Annotated in this window: 23 protein-coding genes and 3 pseudogenes; 17 read left to right on the forward strand and 9 right to left on the reverse strand. The window is 60.1% G+C overall.

The window, feature by feature from the left end; all coding sequences use genetic code 11:
* From P8Q88_RS00005 to P8Q88_RS00020, 4 genes and pseudogenes are all read right to left on the reverse strand, one after another.
* Window positions 1-344 (reverse strand): GNAT family N-acetyltransferase (locus P8Q88_RS00005; RefSeq protein ID WP_512700427.1); only part of this gene is annotated, 344 nt, incomplete at its 3' end.
* Window positions 345-364: 20 nt separating this feature from the next.
* Window positions 365-829, reverse strand: a complete 465-nt coding sequence (locus P8Q88_RS00010) for a DUF2083 domain-containing protein (protein ID WP_278322743.1) — start codon at window positions 827-829, stop codon at window positions 365-367.
* Window positions 830-916: 87 nt separating this feature from the next.
* Window positions 917-1,051: pseudogene (locus P8Q88_RS00015) on the reverse strand (hypothetical protein); the annotation flags it as partial.
* The gene (locus P8Q88_RS00020) at window positions 997-1,344 is read right to left on the reverse strand and encodes a hypothetical protein (RefSeq protein WP_278321810.1); all 348 of its coding nucleotides are present in this window, start codon (window positions 1,342-1,344) and stop codon (window positions 997-999) included. The gene P8Q88_RS00020 and the pseudogene P8Q88_RS00015, both read right to left, overlap by 55 nt.
* 252 nt (window positions 1,345-1,596) lie before the next feature.
* Here P8Q88_RS00020 and P8Q88_RS00025 point away from each other — a divergent pair.
* Window positions 1,597-1,740: pseudogene (locus tag P8Q88_RS00025) on the forward strand (transposase); the annotation flags it as partial.
* Window positions 1,741-1,936: 196 nt separating this feature from the next.
* Here the strand turns inward: P8Q88_RS00025 and P8Q88_RS00030 are convergent.
* Window positions 1,937-2,206: an usg protein gene (locus P8Q88_RS00030; protein ID WP_160611634.1), complete on the reverse strand. Its 270-nt coding sequence runs from the start codon at window positions 2,204-2,206 to the stop codon at window positions 1,937-1,939.
* Window positions 2,203-2,436, reverse strand: coding sequence for a hypothetical protein (locus P8Q88_RS00035; RefSeq protein WP_278321811.1), 234 nt, complete (start codon window positions 2,434-2,436; stop codon window positions 2,203-2,205). Before P8Q88_RS00035 ends, P8Q88_RS00030 begins: the two co-directional genes overlap by 4 nt.
* A 263-nt stretch (window positions 2,437-2,699) precedes the next feature.
* On the opposite strand from P8Q88_RS00035, the gene P8Q88_RS00040 reads away from it, so the two are divergent.
* The 5 genes from P8Q88_RS00040 (at window position 2,700) to P8Q88_RS00060 (ending at window position 6,358) form a co-directional block, all read left to right on the forward strand.
* Window positions 2,700-3,014: a co-chaperone GroES gene (locus tag P8Q88_RS00040; protein WP_278321812.1), complete on the forward strand. Its 315-nt coding sequence runs from the start codon at window positions 2,700-2,702 to the stop codon at window positions 3,012-3,014.
* Between the two features lie 52 nt (window positions 3,015-3,066).
* Window positions 3,067-4,686, forward strand: coding sequence for a chaperonin GroEL (gene groL, locus P8Q88_RS00045; protein WP_278321813.1), 1,620 nt, complete (start codon window positions 3,067-3,069; stop codon window positions 4,684-4,686).
* A 150-nt stretch (window positions 4,687-4,836) separates the two neighbouring features.
* Window positions 4,837-5,028 (forward strand): DUF465 domain-containing protein, encoded by a 192-nt coding sequence (locus P8Q88_RS00050; protein WP_278321814.1) that lies wholly within the window; start codon window positions 4,837-4,839, stop codon window positions 5,026-5,028.
* Between the two features lie 249 nt (window positions 5,029-5,277).
* Window positions 5,278-5,754, forward strand: a complete 477-nt coding sequence (locus P8Q88_RS00055; protein ID WP_278321815.1) for an Hsp20 family protein — start codon at window positions 5,278-5,280, stop codon at window positions 5,752-5,754.
* 103 nt (window positions 5,755-5,857) lie between these two features.
* Complete coding sequence (locus tag P8Q88_RS00060) at window positions 5,858-6,358, forward strand: Hsp20/alpha crystallin family protein (RefSeq protein ID WP_278321816.1); 501 nt, start codon at window positions 5,858-5,860, stop codon at window positions 6,356-6,358.
* Window positions 6,359-6,408: 50 nt separating this feature from the next.
* Here P8Q88_RS00060 and P8Q88_RS00065 read toward each other — a convergent pair whose 3' ends face one another.
* The gene (locus P8Q88_RS00065; RefSeq protein WP_278321817.1) at window positions 6,409-7,518 is read right to left on the reverse strand and encodes a S1C family serine protease; all 1,110 of its coding nucleotides are present in this window, start codon (window positions 7,516-7,518) and stop codon (window positions 6,409-6,411) included.
* 241 nt (window positions 7,519-7,759) lie between these two features.
* On the opposite strand from P8Q88_RS00065, the pseudogene P8Q88_RS00070 reads away from it, so the two are divergent.
* The 11 genes and pseudogenes from P8Q88_RS00070 (at window position 7,760) to P8Q88_RS00120 (ending at window position 17,770) form a co-directional block, all read left to right on the forward strand.
* A pseudogene (locus tag P8Q88_RS00070) lies at window positions 7,760-9,132 on the forward strand (transposase).
* 393 nt (window positions 9,133-9,525) lie between these two features.
* Window positions 9,526-10,158, forward strand: coding sequence for a hypothetical protein (locus P8Q88_RS00075; protein ID WP_278321818.1), 633 nt, complete (start codon window positions 9,526-9,528; stop codon window positions 10,156-10,158).
* Window positions 10,155-10,601 (forward strand): phage holin family protein, encoded by a 447-nt coding sequence (locus P8Q88_RS00080; RefSeq protein WP_278321819.1) that lies wholly within the window; start codon window positions 10,155-10,157, stop codon window positions 10,599-10,601. The genes P8Q88_RS00075 and P8Q88_RS00080 overlap by 4 nt, the downstream gene beginning before the upstream one ends.
* On the forward strand, window positions 10,598-11,422 hold the full coding sequence (locus P8Q88_RS00085) for a DUF3618 domain-containing protein (RefSeq protein ID WP_278321820.1): 825 nt from the start codon (window positions 10,598-10,600) through the stop codon (window positions 11,420-11,422). The genes P8Q88_RS00080 and P8Q88_RS00085 overlap by 4 nt, the downstream gene beginning before the upstream one ends.
* 178 nt (window positions 11,423-11,600) lie before the next feature.
* Window positions 11,601-12,560, forward strand: a complete 960-nt coding sequence (locus tag P8Q88_RS00090; protein WP_278321821.1) for a YihY/virulence factor BrkB family protein — start codon at window positions 11,601-11,603, stop codon at window positions 12,558-12,560.
* A gap of 274 nt (window positions 12,561-12,834) precedes the next feature.
* Window positions 12,835-13,305, forward strand: coding sequence for a DUF421 domain-containing protein (locus P8Q88_RS00095; protein WP_278321822.1), 471 nt, complete (start codon window positions 12,835-12,837; stop codon window positions 13,303-13,305).
* A 269-nt stretch (window positions 13,306-13,574) separates the two neighbouring features.
* Window positions 13,575-14,072 (forward strand): YciE/YciF ferroxidase family protein, encoded by a 498-nt coding sequence (locus P8Q88_RS00100; protein ID WP_278321823.1) that lies wholly within the window; start codon window positions 13,575-13,577, stop codon window positions 14,070-14,072.
* Window positions 14,073-14,094: 22 nt separating this feature from the next.
* Window positions 14,095-15,204 (forward strand): glycosyltransferase family 2 protein, encoded by a 1,110-nt coding sequence (locus tag P8Q88_RS00105; RefSeq protein ID WP_278321824.1) that lies wholly within the window; start codon window positions 14,095-14,097, stop codon window positions 15,202-15,204.
* A 109-nt stretch (window positions 15,205-15,313) separates the two neighbouring features.
* Complete coding sequence (locus P8Q88_RS00110) at window positions 15,314-16,441, forward strand: acyl-CoA dehydrogenase family protein (protein WP_278321825.1); 1,128 nt, start codon at window positions 15,314-15,316, stop codon at window positions 16,439-16,441.
* Window positions 16,438-17,160, forward strand: coding sequence for a PIG-L deacetylase family protein (locus tag P8Q88_RS00115; protein ID WP_278321826.1), 723 nt, complete (start codon window positions 16,438-16,440; stop codon window positions 17,158-17,160). Before P8Q88_RS00110 ends, P8Q88_RS00115 begins: the two co-directional genes overlap by 4 nt.
* Complete coding sequence (locus P8Q88_RS00120; protein ID WP_278321827.1) at window positions 17,153-17,770, forward strand: class I SAM-dependent methyltransferase; 618 nt, start codon at window positions 17,153-17,155, stop codon at window positions 17,768-17,770. Before P8Q88_RS00115 ends, P8Q88_RS00120 begins: the two co-directional genes overlap by 8 nt.
* Here the strand turns inward: P8Q88_RS00120 and P8Q88_RS00125 are convergent.
* Together P8Q88_RS00125 and P8Q88_RS00130 are read right to left on the reverse strand one after the other, a co-directional pair.
* Window positions 17,736-18,929 (reverse strand): zinc-dependent alcohol dehydrogenase, encoded by a 1,194-nt coding sequence (locus P8Q88_RS00125; RefSeq protein ID WP_278321828.1) that lies wholly within the window; start codon window positions 18,927-18,929, stop codon window positions 17,736-17,738. The genes P8Q88_RS00120 and P8Q88_RS00125 overlap by 35 nt on opposite strands.
* Window positions 18,926-19,576: an SRPBCC family protein gene (locus tag P8Q88_RS00130; RefSeq protein WP_278321829.1), complete on the reverse strand. Its 651-nt coding sequence runs from the start codon at window positions 19,574-19,576 to the stop codon at window positions 18,926-18,928. Before P8Q88_RS00130 ends, P8Q88_RS00125 begins: the two co-directional genes overlap by 4 nt.
* Window positions 19,577-19,581 lie beyond the last annotated feature (5 nt).

The following is a 19,581-nucleotide window of genomic DNA, read 5'->3' on the forward strand; positions in this document are numbered from 1 at the left end:
ATCGAGATATCATGAATGTAGAGCACATCCGCATTGTCAGGCAGTTCGCCTAGGAGTGTGTCCAGTGGCACCGGGTGGCCGAAAGTAGCGGGGTGACAAATGATGTATCCAACGGTCTCCCCGTCTTGCTCGAGAACACAGCATCCTCCTGCGAAAAGTTCGAGCCGCTCTCGAAACACCGCCTCGTCTTCAGGATGATCGGGATGGCACTTGTCCGCGATGGCAAGCACGCGCGGGAGATCGTCCGCAACCATCTTTCGCCATCTGTGGGCAGTGCTGGCTGTATGCATTTTGGCTTGTTCGCTCTCTATCTCTTGCGATCGCTCTTCGCCCATCGCTCTCATCCGTTTCGCCAGATCACCATCTAGCCGTTTTGCCGCATCGAATAGGGAACAACGCCCCTTTCGAACAGATCGACTGCGATCTGCTGGTCGCTTGGAGGATATGCGCGTTGGTCGCAGCCCGTTCGTGGGCAGATCCTGCAGGATGCCCCGATCTCGGTGGCCACTCCAGCTGAGATCAGGTCGATATTGTCGGCGTAAACGAATTCGCTAGCATGCCCGACCTCGCAACCGAGCGCGACAGCATAACGGCGCGGATTCCGATCAAATCCTCCTGACGTCTTGATCAGCCCTTTGGCCATGGAAACATAACGGACCCCATCCGGCGTCTCCGCCAGCTGGACCTGCACCCGATCGGGATTGGCCACGGCTTCATGGACGATCCATAGCGGGCAGGCACCGCCAAATCGCGCAAACTGCAGTCTGGTGGCGCTGTGACGCTTTGTGATGTTGCCCGCCATATCGACGCGGCAGAAGAATACAGGCACGCCTCGGGAGCCCTCGCGTTGCAATGTCGAAAGGCGATGACAGACCTGCTCGAAGCTTGCCCGATAGAGTAGCGTCAATCTGTCCATGTCTTGGGGTTCGGCGCGGGCCGCCTGCCTGAAATGCTCGCATGGCATCAGCATGGCCCCAGCTGCATAATTGGCGAGACCTACCTTGAGGAGTTCGCGCGCGGCCTGCGATCGAAGATCGGCATCCGCAGCCACCTGAGTGATGGTCTCTCCAGCGTCATCACTGCGATCTGGTAGGCAAGCTGGAAGCGGATTCCTGATGCTGGCTGGCCCGCATTGATTACCAGCGCGCTCGCCTTTGTATCGAACTTGCGAGCCCGGTCCGATCTCTCCAGAATTACCACGATCCCATGCTGAGCAAGGAGATGCTGCCTCATAGCTGATCCGGTGAGGTGAGCATGCTCATCGACAAGGGAGTTCGCCAATCTCTCGGCTGCGCGGTTGAGACTGTCGACGTAGTTGTTCGACAGGTGGAACCAGTCTCTCACCTCCTCCCATGGAAGCCGTGCTTCCTTGAGAAGCGAAATCCGGACTTCGAAGGTCGTTGATCAGGCAGGTCTGGCTTCGGCAAGTTTCGCGGGAGTCAGCGACATCGCCATGTCATGGTGACGTTTGATGCTTCGCCGAGCCCGAAAATGACGGCTGGACAGCCTCGATAATTGCACCTCAAAAGTGTCTGAATGAATCGCCCCTAGATTTGTGGACGCTTTCTTTCCTAATTTTGAGGACAGGAGGCGACGATGGGCAAGGCTAATTTCAGCGACGAGTTCAAGCGCGATGCAGTGGCGCAGATCACCGAGCGCGGCTATCGGGTGGCGGAGGTTTCGCAGCGGCTCGGGGTGAGCCAGCATTCGCTTTATGCATGGAAGCGGCAGTTCGCACGACGGCCCGCAGCTAGGCCCGCATAAATTCCGAGCTTGCCGCCTCAATGAATGATTTGGCCGGACACCGACTGGCAGATTTGAGTGCGGGAAAATGGGAAAGCTGCCAATCAAGTGGGCGAAGGTTACCAGACTTCTAGGTAGCAGTCCATTTCCATAAGTATGAATCCGAGCTTGTAGGCGCAATCGCCCGGCAGGACTACTCCCAGGAAATCACCCCGTCGGCAGAACGCCAGCTCGCTGGCCGGATCATCTTTTCGTGTGCGATGCGGACTGATCTGATCTCCGCTTCGATCTCGCGCCGCCAATGCGCGAGGAAGTCGAACAGTACCGGAAAATCCGGTGCTGCATCATATTCCTGCCAGGCGTAGATCTGCAGGAGCGAGGGATGATCCGGCATGAAATAGCAGATTTCTGCCGTGGTCAGTCCGTATCCGTCCAGCTGAACCAGAAAAGCGCGATCGGTCATTGTAGCGTGGGCTGGCTGTCCGGGCCGTCGAGCGAGCGCGGTGCGGCGAGTACATCATCAGCGGAAATCGGACCTTTGAGTTCGGGGGGCTGGCGCATCGCCGGCTCGTTTTCGACGGCATGCCTATCGGACGCCCAGGAAGCCAGGATGGCTTGCTTCACTTCGGGCTCAAGCGCGGGATGATGCGCTACATCGAAGGGATGCAGGTAGCGTGCGAATGGTTGCGACATAGGAAAATCCTCCTTTCTGCCTTGCCGCTGGTCACTCACTGCGGATTGTTCCGCTCGGGATATTTTGTGAGTCTATTTTGGGCCGTCAAGACCCTGATAAGGCATACGGAAAAAGCCCCTCGCCACTCGCAATCCACGAGTGCCAAAAAATCTGATTTGGGCCTCTTGAAGCCGTTTTCGGCAAAACTAGATCGCGAAATGCCTCCTGCCGATCATGCGGGGGAGGCGCTGTAAGTCATTTCGCTTTGTAATGGAGGTTATGCATGCATTTCCGACCTTTGCACGATCGCGTGCTGGTTCGCCGCCTCGAGGCCGAAGAGAAAACGGCCGGCGGTATCATCATCCCTGACACCGCCAAGGAAAAGCCGATGGAAGGCGAAGTCGTCGCCGTCGGCCCGGGTGCGCGTGACGATGCCGGGAAGCTGGTAGATCTTGCCCTCAAGGCAGGCGATCGCATCCTGTTCGGCAAGTGGTCCGGCACCGAAGTGCGGATCGACGGCGAGGACCTGCTCATCATGAAGGAGAGCGACATCCTCGGCATCATCGAATCCACCGCCGAACTCAAGAAGGCGGCGTAAGCAACTAACCCGATCTTCAATTCAATCGAAGGAAGAGAAAGGAGCAGGCCAGATGGCTGCGAAAGAAGTAAGGTTTTCATCTGACGCGCGTGATCGCATGCTCCGCGGCGTGGATACGCTTGCGAATGCGGTCAAGGTAACTCTCGGCCCCAAGGGCCGCAACGTGGTGATCGAGAAGAGCTTCGGCGCCCCTCGCATCACCAAGGACGGCGTCACCGTCGCTAAGGAGATCGAACTCAAGGACAAGTTCGAGAACATGGGCGCACAGATGCTGCGCGAAGTCGCCAGCAAGCAGAACGACAAGGCAGGTGACGGCACGACCACCGCCACCGTTCTGGCCCAAGCCATAGTGCGCGAAGGTGCCAAGGCGGTTGCCGCTGGCATGAACCCGATGGATCTCAAACGCGGTATCGATCTCACCGTCGGCACGGTGGTCAAGGACCTCGAAAGCCATGCCAAGAAGGTGTCGGCCAACAGCGAGATCGCACAGGTCGCGACTATTTCCGCGAATGGTGACGAGACTGTCGGTCGCATCCTTGCCGAAGCGATGGACAAGGTCGGCAACGAAGGCGTGATCACGGTCGAGGAAGCCAAGAGCCTCGAGACCGAGCTCGAAACCGTTGAGGGCATGCAGTTCGATCGCGGCTATCTCTCGCCCTATTTCGTGACCAACGCCGAAAAGCTGAAGGTGGAACTCGAGGATCCCTACATCCTCATCCATGAGAAGAAGCTGTCGAACCTGCAGGCGCTGATCCCGCTGCTCGAACAGGTCGTGCAGTCGGGCAAGCCGTTGCTGATCATCGCGGAGGATGTCGAAGGCGAAGCCCTGGCTACCCTGGTGGTCAACAAGCTGCGCGGCGGCCTCAAGGTCGCGGCGGTCAAGGCACCCGGCTTCGGCGATCGCCGCAAGGCCATGCTGGAGGATATTGCCATCCTCACCGCCGGCAATGTGGTCAGCGAGGAACTCGGCACCAAGCTGGAAAATGTCACGATCGGCATGCTCGGCCGGGCCAAGAAGGTCATCATCGACAAGGACAACACCACCATCGTCGATGGTGCCGGTAACAAGGCCGACATCGACGCCCGGGTAAGTCAGATCCGCGCCCAGATCGAGACCACGACCAGCGACTACGACCGTGAAAAGCTGCAGGAACGCGTGGCCAAGCTGGCTGGCGGCGTTGCCGTCATCCGCGTCGGCGGTGCCACCGAAGTCGAGGTCAAGGAGCGCAAGGATCGTGTCGACGACGCGCTGCACGCAACCCGTGCGGCCGTCGAGGAAGGCATCCTGCCGGGTGGCGGTATCGCCTTGCTCCGCGCGCTCAAGTCGCTCGAAGGCCTAAAGGCCGCCAATGACGACCAGCAGTCGGGTATCGACATTGTGCGCCGTGCGCTGCGCGCCCCGGCTCGCCAGATTGCCGAGAACGCGGGCGAGGACGGTGCCTATATCGTCGGCAAGCTGCTCGAAGGCGACGACTACAACCACGGCTTCAACGCCGCGACCGGCGAATATGAAGACCTGGTGAAGTCGGGTGTCATCGATCCGGCGAAGGTGGTGCGCACTGCGCTGCAGGACGCGGCTTCGGTTGCCTCGCTGCTGATCACCACCGAGGCGCTGGTAGCCGAACTGCCCAAGGAAGACACGCCCGCACCGATGCCGGCGATGGACTTCTAATCCGGTGTGGAGAGCGCGGCATTAAGCTGCGCTCTCCCATCCGCCCGTGCACGGCAGTGCCTCTTGGGTGCCTGCACACGCTGTTCGAAACGCGGCAGGCTCCCAACACGGCGACATCGGAAAATCGGTCGAATGAGAGAGGAGGAGATAATGACCGACAGGTTTCTGGACTATCTTTCACGCGAACATGCGCGGCTGGAGGACGAAATCCGGCTGGAAAGCAAACGACCCCGGCCTGACGAAGTTCTGATTGCCCGGCTGAAGAAGCTCAAACTGGCGCTCAAGGACCAGATGCAAAGCTGGACTTCCGATCACGCGAGCAGCGATCGGCTGACCGCGTAAACAGACTGCATTCAATCATATTTTCTCCTGGAAGAAGGCCAGGCGCACCTCTATCGGTGTGCCTGGTTTTCCCTTGCAAAGCACTGAAAACAAGACGATAAAAAATTTTTATCGGGTCTTGAAATCACTTGCGCGTTTCCTAATTTTGTCAGTACCGGATGCCATAATGGGTCCGGTTGGACAGAGGGCGTCGGCTCTTGGTTCCCGGCGCCTCTCATGCCCAGATTGCTCAACAAGGAGGATTTGGAAATGAGAACTGCATTTGATTTGACCCCCTATCGCCGCTCGACGGTCGGCTTCGATCGGCTTTTCGATGCGCTCGAGAACAGCCTCCGCGCCGAAACGCAGGATAGCTACCCACCCTTCGACATCGTGCGCACCGGCGAAGACAGCTACCGGATCACCTTGGCGGTGGCCGGCTTCCGTCCGGACGAAATCGACATCACTGCACAGCAGAACCAGCTCGTCATCTCCGGTCAGAAGACCGAGAAGGACGAAGACGGTGTCGAATTCGTTCATCGCGGTATCGCTGCCCGTGCGTTCGAGCGTCGGTTCCAGCTGGCTGACTATGTCGAAGTGCGCGATGCGGACTATGAGCACGGCATGTTGACGATCTCGCTCCAGCGGATCGTCCCGGAATCGCTCAAGCCGCGCAAGATCGCCATCGGAAGCCGCGAGCATGTCAATGACGACACGCCACAGCTGACCGAAGACAAAGCGGCCTAAACCTTAATCACCGGGCAAATCCTCGGCGGGGTGGGTGCAATCGCGCCTGCCCCGCTTGACGAAGCTTTGCCTGAACCAGTCGGAAAACAGGAGGAATGTCGAGATGGCCATTCGCGATCTCATTCCCTGGAAAAGCCAGGGCCAAGACATCGCTCCCCGGCAAGAGGAGCGGGTCGATCATCCGGTGATGTCGCTTCATCGGGATATCAATCGCTTGTTCGACGACATGTTTCGCGGGTTTTCCATGCCGTCGCTGCCGCCCATCGGGCGCAGCTTTAGCTGGCCGCGGGTCGAATTGTCGGAGAACGACAAGGAAACTCGTGTCACGGCCGAGTTGCCAGGCATGGAGGAAAAGGACATCGAAATAAGCCTGGACGATCGCCAGCTGGTGATCCGGGGCGAAAAGAAGTCCGAAACTAGCGACGAGGAACGCGGCTATTCCGAACGCAGCTATGGACGCTTCGAGCGTCGCATCGGCCTGCCCTCGCAGATCGACGAGTACAAGGTCGAGGCGGCCTTCCGCAATGGTGTTCTGACCGTTACGGTTCCGCGCACCGCAGAAGCGGCTCAGGGACGCAAGACGATCCCGATCAACGCCGGTTAATGGCAGCCGTGAGGGCCGGTCCTACCAGTGGACCGGCCCTTCTTATTGCATCAGCTTCCCGGTTCGAGTTCGAGCCCGACTGTTCGCTCTTCGCCGCCGCGCATCAGCGCGAGTTCGACGCTTTGTCCGACGCGAAAATCGTCAAGCCGGGCTAGCAGATCGCCGACCCTGGAAACAGGTTTGCCATTCAGCGCGATGACAATATCCCCTGGAGCGACACCGCGCCTCGTACGCTGCGCAGCGATCAGACCGGCGCGATCCGCCGAGGACCCGGGATCGACCCGCAGGACAAAAACGCCCTCGATCCCCGAGGCGCGCTTGAGCCGGTCGTTTATATCGTCATCGCTTTCAACGCCAAGGCTGGGCCGCGTGTAGCGCCCTTCGGAAATAAGCTGGGGCACGACGCGCATGACCGTATCGACCGGCACGGCAAAGCCGATTCCTGCCGATGCCCCGGAGGGACTATAGATCGCTGTATTGATCCCGATCAGTCGGCCCGCGGAATCGAGCAGCGGACCACCCGAATTACCGGGATTTATGGCGGCATCGGTCTGGATGAGGTGCCGGATGTCGGGACCATTCTCATTCGGCAGCGAACGATCGAGCGCCGAAACGATGCCCTTGGTCAGGGTCCAGTCCAGTCCGAACGGATTTCCGATTGCGAAAACATTCTGTCCGACCTGCAGGTCGCTGCTTGTCCCGATTGGCACCCGCGCGGGCGCAGTGAAGCCCGCACCGCCTATTTTCAGGACAGCAAGATCGTGTTGTGGGCTAACACCGATCAGCGTGGCGGAAAACTGGCGACCGTCGGCAAGCTGGATTTGCGCTTCGGAGGCGCCCTCGATGACATGGAAATTGGTCACAATATGGCCTGCCTCGTCCCATACGAGACCCGAGCCCGATCCGCGCGGCACGCTATAGACATTGCGTGTCCAGAAATCGGCCACACGCTGTCGGGTGGAAATGAACACCACTGAGTCGCGCGCATTGCGAAACAAATCGATTGTAGCACGTTCATCCGCGCCAAGATCGCCCCGCGCAGTGACGACGCGGGGTTCGGCCAACGGGGCGGATTGGTTGATCAAGAGGGCTGCGGAGGCGGCGAGAAGAAAGACGTTCATGATGATCAGAACCACTATCCACGGACGCGCATATGACATTGGCTTCGTCAACGTTTGTCTCATCATGGATAAATAGCGCCGGTTGTGACAGGATCAACGCAATGCCAACCATCATCGAACATCAGCGGTGCGCATAACTAGAGCAAGCTACCTGTTGGCTTTCAGGGATCGTTTGTTAGAGCCTGAACGTCCGACATGAGGGCGTATTCTGTTGAAAAACTCGCGCTTGCGGTCGGGATGAAGTCCTGATTCACTGGTCCCGCTATCAGGAGATCATCTGATGATGGGCGAATGGACGGTGTTGCAGGAGGCGCTGTTCTACAGCTTCCGCATCGAGGATCATGTGCCGCAGGACCACCTGCTGCGTTCGATCGACGGTTCGTCGATCTGTCTGGCATACGCGAGCACTTGAAGCCGTTCTACAGCTCGACCGGTCGGCCCTGGGTCGATCCTGAGCTAATGATCCGAATGCTGAACATCGGCTATTGCATGGGTATCCGCTCGGAGCGGCGGCTGTGCGAGGAGGTGCATCTCAACCTTGCCTATCGCTGGTTCTGCAGGCTCGATCTCGACGGCGCGGTCCCGGACCACTCGACCTTCTCGAAGAACCGGCACGGGCGGTTCCGCGACAGCGATCTTCTGCGCAAGCTGTTCGAGATGACCGTCGAGCGCTGCATGGCCGAGGGGTTGGTCGGCGCAGAGGGCTTCGCGGTCGATGCTAGCCTGATCCGTGCCGATGTGCATCGCCAGCGCTCGGTTCCCGGAGAGGAAGGACTGCCACCCGAGGCTGCGGGCCGCGCCGTGGCCGAGTATCTCGAGATGCTCGACGATGCCGCGTTCGGCGGATCGACCCCGGTCCCACCCAAGCGCATCAACATCACCGATCCCGCTGCGCGCTGGACTGCGGCCACGCGCGAGCGCGCCTTCTACGCCTACAGCACCAACTACCTGATCGATCTCGACCATGCCGTCATCGTGGATGTCGAGGCGACGACCGCGATCCGACAGGCCGAGGTGCTCGCCCAGCGGCGGATGATCGAGCGAACGCAGGATCGCTTCGGCCTGTGGCCCGAGAAGCTGGTGGCCGATACCGCCTATGGCTCCGCGCCAAACCTAGCCTGGCTGGTCGAGGAGAGAGGCATCGAGCCGCATATCCCGGTGTTCGAGAAATCCGCGCGCAACAACGGTACCTTCGAGCGATCCGCCTTCACCTACGACCACGAGGATGACAGCTATATCTGCCCAGGTGGTAATCGACTGCGACGCTCAAACCGCAACTTCAACACGCCGCGCAGCGGGATCGATAAGGACGCGTCGATCCGTTACCGCGCCCGGCAGCAGGACTGTCAGGCCTGCGCCCTGCGGCAGCGTTGCACGCCCAACATGCCAGCCCGCAAGGTGACCCGGTCGGTCTACGAAGGTGCACGCGATCTTACCCGCGAGATTACCGCCAGCGACGCCCTCCTTGTCTCCAGTCGCCAGCGGAAGAAGGTCGAGATGCTGATCGCGCACCTCAAACGCATCCTGAAGCTGGACCGCTTGCGCCTGCGCGGTCCCAATGGAGCGAAAGACGAGTTCCACCTCGCCGCCGCGGCCCAGAACCTACGCAAGCTGGCCAAGATGAAGCCGATCCAGGGGCTCGTACCCGCCTGAGCCGAGCGGCAAGGACGCTCGTCCGCTGTCAGCCGTCACTGTCGAACCGCTCCAGCAGCGACTTCTTCAACGGAATAAGGGCGCTTTGCTGCCTGGCAGCTTCTGGGCCGGAAACGGATTGTCCGGATATGGTGCGGCAGCGTCGAAAGCCGACATTCCACGCGCGACCAAAGGCGGTCCCTATGGTGCTGCTGGCCCCCTTTCGCAAGCAATCCTTCCATCAGTCTATCTATGGCTCGTGTCGATCTCTGAACATGGGGCCTTTCTTTGGTACAGATTTCCCGAAGGCAAGATGCGCGGACTTTGGACGCTGCAATTCGATTGATCTTGGGCAACTTGCGGAACAATCTCAGCGCGATACCGCTCTAGTGTTATCTTTTTAGGAGATTAACCATGGTGGACACCCCACGAAACCGAACAAGTAGCTCTCAGCACGGCGACGTAGCCGATGATCTCAAGGGCGACGCCCGCGACCTCAAGGAAACGGCGACCAGACAGGGCGAAGCGAAGGTCGCCGAAGAAAAGGATCGGGTCGGACGCGCGGCGCATTCCGCTTCTTCGGCCATGCAAACCGCCGCCGACGAACTGCAGGGCGACGACCGGGCACCCGATTGGCTTGCTTCTGCATTCAGCAGCGTGGCACGCGAAGTGGACGGGCTGGCATCGCGATTGGAGAACAAGTCTCCGCGTGAACTGGCTAACGAAACGCGCCGGTTCGCCCGCGACAATCCGTCGGCCTTCCTCGCCGCATCGGCTGCCGCCGGGTTCGCTGCCGCCCGCTTCCTTCGTGCTGGCGCCGAATATCACGATGACTACGATGTCGGCCAGAACGATAGCGACCGCGGCAACGCTTACCATACACGCGGAACCTATGGTGCTTCGACCGGCATGGCCGAAACGACCCCGGCCACTACCGCCGCCTCGACCACTCCTACCGCGACGACGGGTTTGGGTGATCGCGAAAAGACTGTCGCACCGGGGCGCACCAGCGTTGCGTCTTCCCGTTCAACGGGAGAAATCCGGTGAGCCAGATCGACAACAGAACCGACCGCGCGACGAAGACCAGCAGAACCGACGATAACGTCGTCGACCTGCTCGGCCGTCTTACCAGTCAGAGTGCACATCTGGCGCAGCAGCAGGTCAATCTCGTCCAAGCGGAAATGCGCGAATCCGTGGCAGACATACAGAAATCGGTTGCGAGCCTTCTGGGCGCAGCGGTGTTCGGCATAGCCGGTCTCGGTGTCACACTGATGGGCATTGCCTATCTGATCGGCGACGCCATCGACGACCGCGATCTGGCAACCCTGCTGGTTGGCCTTGCAACCCTCATTCTGGCCGCCATCCTCTACGGCGTCGCCCGAAGCAAAATGAAGGCAACCAATCTCAAGCCGGAGCGCACGATCGATACGGTCGAACGCACGCCTAATGCGGCCACCGGCGATCTTACCCATTCCGGAGCTAAACGATGACCCAGAACCAAGCTCGCGACCCCGATGCCATCGAAGCCGACATCCGCCGCACACAGGAAAACATGAGCGAAACTGTCGATCGGATTGGCGACCAGATGTCGCCGCGCAAACTGTTTGACGCTTTGTTAGACAAGGCGGACGAGAACGGCATCGACGCGCGCTACATCCTCGACGGTGCCCGCCGCAATCCGCTCGCCATGGCGCTGATCTCTGCCGGTGGCATTTGGCTGGTCAGCGATTACGATGCCAAGCCATCGGCGTTCACATTCAATTCCGGAAGCGACGGCGTTTCGAGCAACGCGTACGATTACGATCCCGATCATCGCGGCTATGTCGAACATATGTCGCGTATTGAGCGGCAGCCCGACGAAGACGACACGATCTATCGTCGCCGTCGCGACGAACATCGCGGAACCTATCTGATGATCGAACGCGATCATGACGAGGACGACAAGTCCTATCACAAGCGGCTCGACGACGCGACCAACCGCATGCGCGAAAAACGCGACAGCTTTGCCGATAGCGCGCGCCAAACGCAAAGTGATCTGGCTAAACGTGGTCGGCGCACGATGGACAAGGGACGCGATGCCTATAACAGCAATCCGCTCGTCGCCGGGCTGGCAGCGGCCATCGTCGGCGCCATTGCCGGATCGGTGATACCGTCGTCGCAAACGGAGCGCGAAAAGCTGGGCCCCCAAGGTGCCAAGACACTGGACCAAGCCAAGGCCAAAGCCCGCGAGGTTGGCCGCGAAGCACGCGCGAAGAAGGACGAAGCGGTTGCCAAGGCCGACCGCAAGATGGAAGAAAAAGGGCCGGCGTAACGCATTGCCTGCTCGCCAGTTGCGCCAGTCCGATCGAGGTTTCATCTCTGTCGGGACTGGCGCACGGGTATTGAGCCCGGATGCATCGGGCAATTGTCTGAAATCATGCCGGCGGCGTCAAACGGTGTTCGCCGGTCTGATGCGATAGATCACCTTAGGATAACTCGACTGGCAATCTATGACTTCGACTGACGAACCACGTGGGCGCACGGCAAAGAAACCTTCGCACATTCCTGCGAACGGCTGGAAGGACATCCTTCTGAGAACGAAGGACGAGCTCGAAGCCGACCATGTTTCGGTCGTGTCCGCAGGCGTCGCCTTCTTCGGCATGCTCGCGCTCTTTCCCGCGATCGCCGCGATCATCCTGATCGCGGGATTAGTCGTTGATCCGATGGTGGTCGAACAGCAGATCGAAAGTTTCACCGCCGGGCTACCGCAAAACGCAGCCGAAATACTGGAGAACCAAGCCCGCAAGGTTGCCGCCGGCGCGAACACCACGTTGGGCTGGGCTGCGCTCGGCAGCATTCTCTTCGCGATCTACGGCGCGTCGAAAGGCGTCAAAACGCTGATGGTCGGCATGAACGTCGCCTATGACGAAGACGAAACGCGTGGCTTTCTTCGGATCAATGCGACAGCCCTTGTGCTGACGGTTCTCATGGTGCTCGTCCTCGTTATCGCGATGGGCCTGATGATCGTCCTGCCCCTGCTTGCCGACGGACTCGGACTGCCGTCCTTCATTCAAAGCGTTGTATTCTATGGCCGGTGGGTGTTGTTGGCTCTTATCGCTTTTGGCGGGTTGTCCGTGCTCTACCGATATGGTCCCTCGCGCGATGCGCCGGAATGGCGCTGGGTCACACCGGGTTCGGTCGCGGCGGTGACGGTTTGGTTACTCGCATCGATCGCCTTTGCCATCTACGTGCGGAATTTCGGTAGCTATAACGAAACCTACGGGGCGCTCGGCGGCGTTATCGTATTGCTGATGTGGTTATGGGTGTCGTCATACATCGTGCTGCTTGGTGCAGAACTCGATTCCGAAATCGAGCACCAGACCCGCCTCGATACGACGGTCGGACCGAACGAGCGGATGGGCAATCGCGATGCCATCAAAGCCGATACGGTCGGGGAAGAAAAAACCTGAACTGCCGAACGCCTAATGTTGTGTTTGGCAACCCCGCATACCATTGCACCGGACGGGATTTCGGGGTCTGGCCCGGATTTCGGTGAGAACCATGCGAGAACGGTTGCGTAACGCCGTCATTCTGCTTGTGTCGCCGATTGCGCTCTGCTTAGCTATTCATTCGAGGACCAACCGCCGAACCCTTGCGAGCGTATAAATGACTTCACCGAGCAGCGATATTGTTACTCGGTTCAACAGCTTCGATCGGCTTACCAGCATCGCTATCGGCGCGGTCGTGTTCTATATCCTGATCGTTGCGATGACCCGCGTTACGGGCAAGCGCACGACCAGTCAGATGAACAATTTCGACTGGATGGTGACCGTCGCGGTGGGGAGTCTCGCGGCCTCGGGTATCTTGCTTAAAGATGTCAGTATAGCCGACGCTGCCTTGGGTATTGCAATCATGTTCGCGCTTCAGTGGGCGACGTCCTGGCTGGTGCTGCGCAGCGATGTTTTCTCCAAGCTTATCAAGGCAGAACCGCGCATGCTGTTGCACAAGGGCGAACTACAGAAGGACGCGATGCGCGCCGAACGCATCTCCGAAGCCGAAATCTACAACGCTTTGAGGCAGAAGGGGCACCTGAGCCTCGACGATGCCAACTGGGTAATCCTTGAAAATGACGGAAAGTTTTCGATCATCCCTCGAGACGATACATCCTTGGACAATGCGCAGTTGATGAAGGACGTTGGACCGGGCGGCTCGTAACGTTGTTTGCATGCATCTCGCAAACGGTCGTTACATCGAGCCAGATGAAAACCATGTTCCTTGCGAACCATTTCAGTTCATAAGTGACCGCAGGAACCGTTGTTCAACGGCGTTTGCCGATAATCACCAAGACATCCCGGCATATCGATTGTTACGGCTATACCGTTAATTCCTTGGATTTAAATTATTCGAAACCAAACGGCCCGCTCAGAGATTACCCAATCAGAAGCTGCCGTGAGTTTTCATGGCCATCAAAAAGGAGGCCTACTGTGTCTGCACCGAAAAACCTCGAAGATTGCTACAAGGAAGAACTGGCCGACAACTGGTCTGCAAATGATCAGATGTCGAAAATGGTCAGCCAACTGGCCGACAAAGCGAGCGATCCCAAGCTCAAGGAACGTCTCAGCAAGGCTGCCGAGGGTATCAAGGATCATACCGCGACCCTGGAGAAGCTGCTGAAGGATTGCGGCGAGAGCGAGAAAGAGCATTGCAAGGGCATGGAAGGCCTCGTCAAAGAAGCGAAGAAGCATGTCATCGATGCGGATATCGACGATAATGATGTTCGCGACGTCGTCATCGTGTCGCAGTATCAACGCATGTGCCATTACGGTATTTGCGGCTTCGGCACTGCCAAGGCGTTTGCCGAAGCGCTCGGCAAGAATGACCACGCCGCCAAGCTTGATACAATTACGGCCGATATCTACGGCGCGGACGAAAACATGACCGATCTGGCGGAACGATCGGTCAACCTCCAAGCCAAGGGCTGACATGATGATGGGTGCTGGCCCCTTGACCAAGTGGGTCGGCAGCCGACGCATTCGCACCTCGTCGATCATCGAGGAAGCGGTTGCCGGGTTGCCGTTTAAGAACCGGATTGCCGTCGGAACGGTTGCCTCGTCACTCCCCACAAAAGTGGATTTCGCTATCTGCGTTCCCGCCCGGAACGAGGAGCATATCCTGCCCGCTTCTCTGGCGTCACTCATCGATACGGTTGAGCGCAGCGGCGAGGTAGGGGCAATTGTCCTGCTGATCAACAACAGCGCAGACCGTTCTTGGCAGGTCGCCTCCAGCATGCTCGAGGCTTCGGGATGCAACTATCTGCTCATCAAGGTTTCGCTGCGGCCAGCCGTCGCCGATGCACCGCACGCACGCCGTATCGCGCTTGATATCGGGGCGCTACTCGTTCCGGATGGCGCGCTACTCACAACCGATGCTGACACCCTTGTTGCTCCGAATTGGGCGGCGGCGAACCTACGGCATATTCGCGATGGTACCGATCTCGTGTGCGGCACCGTTTCGATCGACCCGCAAGAATATACTGGCCTGCCCCACTCCGTTCGGCGTTGCGGGGAGGTTGAAGCAGCTTACTCGGCAGAGCTTGAACATCTGTGGCAGCGTTGGACCGGCGGGGATGCGCCGAGTTTCCAGATCGCCGCGATGGGTGCCAGCTTAGCGCTGCCGACTGCGCGCTATCGTGGTATCGGCGGTATGCCGATACCACCTGTTGCTGAGGACAAGGCGCTGGCCATTCTCGTCCGTCGCCGTGACTGGTCCATCAAGGTAGCGAGCGACGTGACAGCCAGTACCTCCGGACGACTTTTGGGGCGCGCGGCTGGCGGAATGGGCGATGCATTGCGCGACCGTGCCACGCACGACGATCCTTACTGCGATGAGCAGCTGGTGCCGCTCGCCTTGCTGCAACGCCTTGCGGAGGTCTGGAATGGTTTGCAATTCGGCATGGGGAGATACGCGCAGTTCCAGGACGCAATAGCGCGCGATCCTGCATTGCAACATCGCCGGATGCGCATGTCCCAGGTCATGGTCAACCTGTCCAATGCTCGAAAGGTGACACTGGATGACACAACGAGTGCGCTTCGCGCAGCGGGTGTCAGAGCGTGACTGACCGTTTGGCAAGACCCGGTATCAATCGAGCAATATTCTCTTCGCGGACCGGGCACCTCCAGTCCGCAGCCGAAGAGCAGGCACCCCGACGCCAAAGCACGTCTGCATGGATGCGTCCATACCGGGCCGCTGCATGATAGCGCCCCGGCCTGATCCCCGTAAGGAAATGCTCGCTGCCATTGCCGCCCGCGCGGCGGCCAGTGACCGGATGGGTGGTGACCTCTCCCACGATGTCGCGGCGCTCCACGATGCTGGGTGGCTTGCCTCCTGCCTCCCGCTTGAGCACGGCGGACAGGGCTGGGGTTGCGCGCCGGAAGGGGTGGCGGGGGCATTCGAAGCCTTGCGTGATCTTGGACGGGCCAATCTCTCGGTCGCGCGGTTGTTCGAAGGCCATATGAACGCGGTAAAGCTGGTGGCGCTTTATGGCCGGGAGGACACGCAGCAGCGTCTCGCGCACAGTGTTCATGCAGGCGAGCTGCTCGGCGTATGGGGTGCGGACGATCCAGCCAGCCCGCTGAGACTCTCGAACCAACCCGCAGGCATTGTACTGGGGGGCGCCAAACGCTTCGCATCGGGCCTCGGCCTCGTTCGCCACGCGGTGGTGGCGATCAACGGAGAGCAGGGCGTCTTGCTGGCACTCGCCCCGGCCAACGATCCTTCGCGCTGCGATCCTTCCGGCTGGAACGTCTCGGGGATGCGCGCCACGCGATCTGGGCGTTACGATTTTACCGGGGGCGAACTTGCAGACGATGCCGTGCTCGGCGAACTGGGGGATTATTCCCGCGAGCCGCATTTCGAGGGCGGGATCTGGCGCTATTGCGCTGCACATTGCGGCGGTGCCGAGGCACTGTTCGCGCATTTCCGCGAAGCCTTGCTGGAGCGCGGCAGAATCGAGGATCCGCACCAGCTCGACCGTATCGCAACTGGCGCTATCGCGCTCGAAACCATGCGGCTGTGGCTGTGGCGAGCAGCAAAAGCGGTAGAGGCGCGCGATGCGAAGCCCGGCACCGCCACCCTCTCGCTACTGGCGCGGCAGGTGACCGAGGACAATTGCCGCACAGTGCTGGCGCTGGTCGAGCGCGGGCTGGGGATGGCAGCGCACGAGGAGGGCACCGCGATCGAGCGGATCCGCCGTGATCTGGGGCTGTTCCTGTGCCAGGCGCAGCCTGATGCCAAGCGCCAGCGTGCCGCGCAGGCTCTGGCCGGGTGCGGGTTACGGGCAGAAGATCTATGAGCGTTCCTGTAATCGCGCAAGGCAGCGTGCTTCGCGCTGCGGAAGGCGGGGCCGCGATCGAACTGGACGAGCTGTCGCCGCCCGGCGGGCTGCTGCTGGTGATGCCGCATCCCGACGACGAGACGCTGGGTTGCGGTCAGGCTCTGGCCGCAGCGGCAGATGCGGGGCGAACGATCGGGGTGGTGCTGGTGACCAATGGCGAAAGTTCGCACCCCTTCTATGATCGCGCCAAACTGGTCGCAATGCGCCGCGCCGAGCTGGAGGAAGCGCTATCGAGCCTCGCCCCGCGACGTCCGGTCGCAATTCGGGCGCTTGGACTGCCCGACGGGCAAAGTCGCCATGGCAATCTCTCAGACGCGGGCCAGAAGGCGCTTTTTGCCTTTGCAGATATCATCGATCCGCAGGCGATCTGGACCACCTCGTACATCGATCCGCATTGCGATCACATCACCGCCCATGCGATCGCGCGCAATCTGGCGGAGCATTACCGGACAACGTTGTGGAGCGCGCCGATCTGGGGCCGCTTTGGCGAGCGACGGCTGCCCGAAACCGAGCTTCGCCTGTTTGAAGCGCCTCCGCTGGCGGAGCGCAAGCGGCTTGCGCTTTCGGCCTATCGCTCGCAATTCACGGACGTCATCGATGACCCGGAGGCCTTTTTGATGCCTGCCCCGCTGCTGGAGCATTTCGCCACGCATCCGGAGATTTTCCACCGTGACTGAGGCACCCAGCGAGCGGCGGGCACGCTTCGACCAGTTGTTTGCCGAAAATCCCGACCCCTGGGACATCGACACCAGCGACTATGAACGCGGTAAGCGGAAGGCTGTGCTCGCCGCACTGGGCAAACGGCGCTTTGCACGGATGCTGGAAGTGGGCTGCGCGGGAGGGGCGCTGACCGAACGCCTGGCGGAACTTGCCAGTTCGATAGTGGCGCTGGATGTCTCGACAAAGGCGATCGAGCTGGCGGCAAGGAGGCTACATCGGTTTAACAGTGTCGAATTCATTGCTGCCGAAGCGCCCGACTATTGGCCGAAGGGGCAGTTCGACGCGGTGATCCTGTCCGAAGTTCTCTATTTTCTCAGCGCCGGGGAAATTCTCCAGGTCTCGCAGCTTGCCCATGAAAGCGTGACCGGGAACGGGCTGTGTCTGCTGGTCAACTGGATCGGCCAAAACGATTTACCGGTCGATGGTGACACAGCGGTCAAACTGTTTCTCGACGCCGCGCCCTGGCAAGTGGCCAAAGCGCGGCGCGAGGAGTACTACCGGCTCGATCTGCTCGAGCGGACGCGCCCGGCGACTAGTTCGCCGCAGGCATGTCCATACCCGGCTTGAGCACCACCTTGGTCCAGCTGTCTTGCTCGGTGCGGAAACATTCGTAGCCGCGGGCTGCATCCTCGAGCGGGAGGCGATGCGAGATCAGGAAGGTGGTGTCGAGCGTGCCGTCTTCGATCTTCTCAAGCAGATCTTTGGTGTAGCGCTGAACATGGGTCTGGCCGCTGCGGATCTGGAGACCTTTCTCCATCAGCGCACCCAGCGGGAATTTGTCGGTCATCCCGCCATAGACGCCGGGTATGGAAACGCGGCCACCGGGCCGGACCGCAAGGATCGCCTGCTTTAGTGCACTGGCGCGATCGGCACCCATGCCGACCTTCTGCTTCACGACATCAACCATATTGTCGATCGCGAAACCGTGGCTTTCCATCCCGACGGCATCGATCACCGCGTCGACACCAATCCCGCCTGACATTTCCATCAGCGCTTCGCGGACGTTCGTCTTGCGGAAATCGATGACCTCGGCGCCAAGCTGTTTGGCCAGCGCGAGGCGGTTAGGATAATGATCGATGGCGATCACCTTGCTTGCGCGCATCACGATCGCGGACTGGATTGCGAACAGGCCGACCGGGCCACAGCCCCAGACCGCGACGGTATCGTCGGGCTGGATCTCGGCATTTTCTGCTGCCATCCAGCCGGTGGGCAGGATGTCGGATAGAAACAGCACCTTGTCATCATCAAGATGGTCGGGGACCACGATCGGGCCGACATCGGAATAGGGCACGCGGACATATTCCGCCTGACCGCCCCAGTAGCCGCCGGTCATGTGCGAATATCCGAACAGCGCCGCCATGGAGTGACCGTAGAGCTTGGCCGACATATCCTGCTTTTCTGCCGGATTGGAATTTTCGCAGGCCGAGAACTGCTGGATCTGGCAATGGAAGCAGCCGCCGCAGCTGATGGTGAAGGGCACCACGACGCGCTGGCCTTTCTCGAGCGTGCTGTCGCTGCCGGTTTCGACCACGCGGCCCATGAACTCATGGCCCAGCACGTCGCCGGGAAGTACGCCGGGAATAACCCCGTCGTAAAGGTGGAGGTCGCTGCCGCAGATCGCGGTGGAGGTAACCTCGATGATCGCATCACGCGAATTGATGATTTCGGGATCGTCGACGGTGTCGACCCGGACGTCGTGCGTCCCTTGCCAGGTAAGGGCTCTCATGTTTCCTTCTCCTGCTGCTTGGCAGCGCGGGTGTTTTCCTTGCGGTGGGCGGAGGTAGCGATCTCGCCGGTTTCCATCAGCCCCTTGAAGCGCTTAAGATCGTGGCGCGCCTGCACTTCCGGCTCGCGCTGGAACAGCTTGGCAATGGCACGGCCGAGGTTTCCGGCGGGCGGATCGTAGGACATCACCAGCGAAACGCGGGTTCCGCGATCGCCCGGTGCGTCAGCGAATTCAACGCTGCCGCGCGTCACGATGTCCGAGCCTTCGACCGAGCGCCAGGCGATGCGTTTGCCTTCGACATCCTCGCAGACCTCAGTCTTGATCTCGACCGTCTGTCGAGCAGGAGCCTTGATCACCCAAACGCGGTGGTCGCCCTCTTTCCGGATCGTCTCGACATTCTCCATGAACCTTGGAAGATTGCCGAAATCGCGCCAGAAGGCATAGAGTTCAGCGCGCGGCTTGCGGATTGTAACCGTGCGCCCGAGCACCGCATCGTCGCTATCGGGGCTTTTGCGGGTGTAGAAGGGGGCATCGTCATCACCCCCCTTGCGCCGCTGCGACAGGAAGGCGCCGAAGGCCAGCCCCCCGATCGCAAGGCCGAGGCCGGCAACGGTGCCAGCCAGGCCGAGTTGCTTGTCATTGGTCATGGTCT

Source organism: Qipengyuania marincola, assembly GCF_029688625.1.
Classification (GTDB): Bacteria; Pseudomonadota; Alphaproteobacteria; order Sphingomonadales; family Sphingomonadaceae; genus Qipengyuania.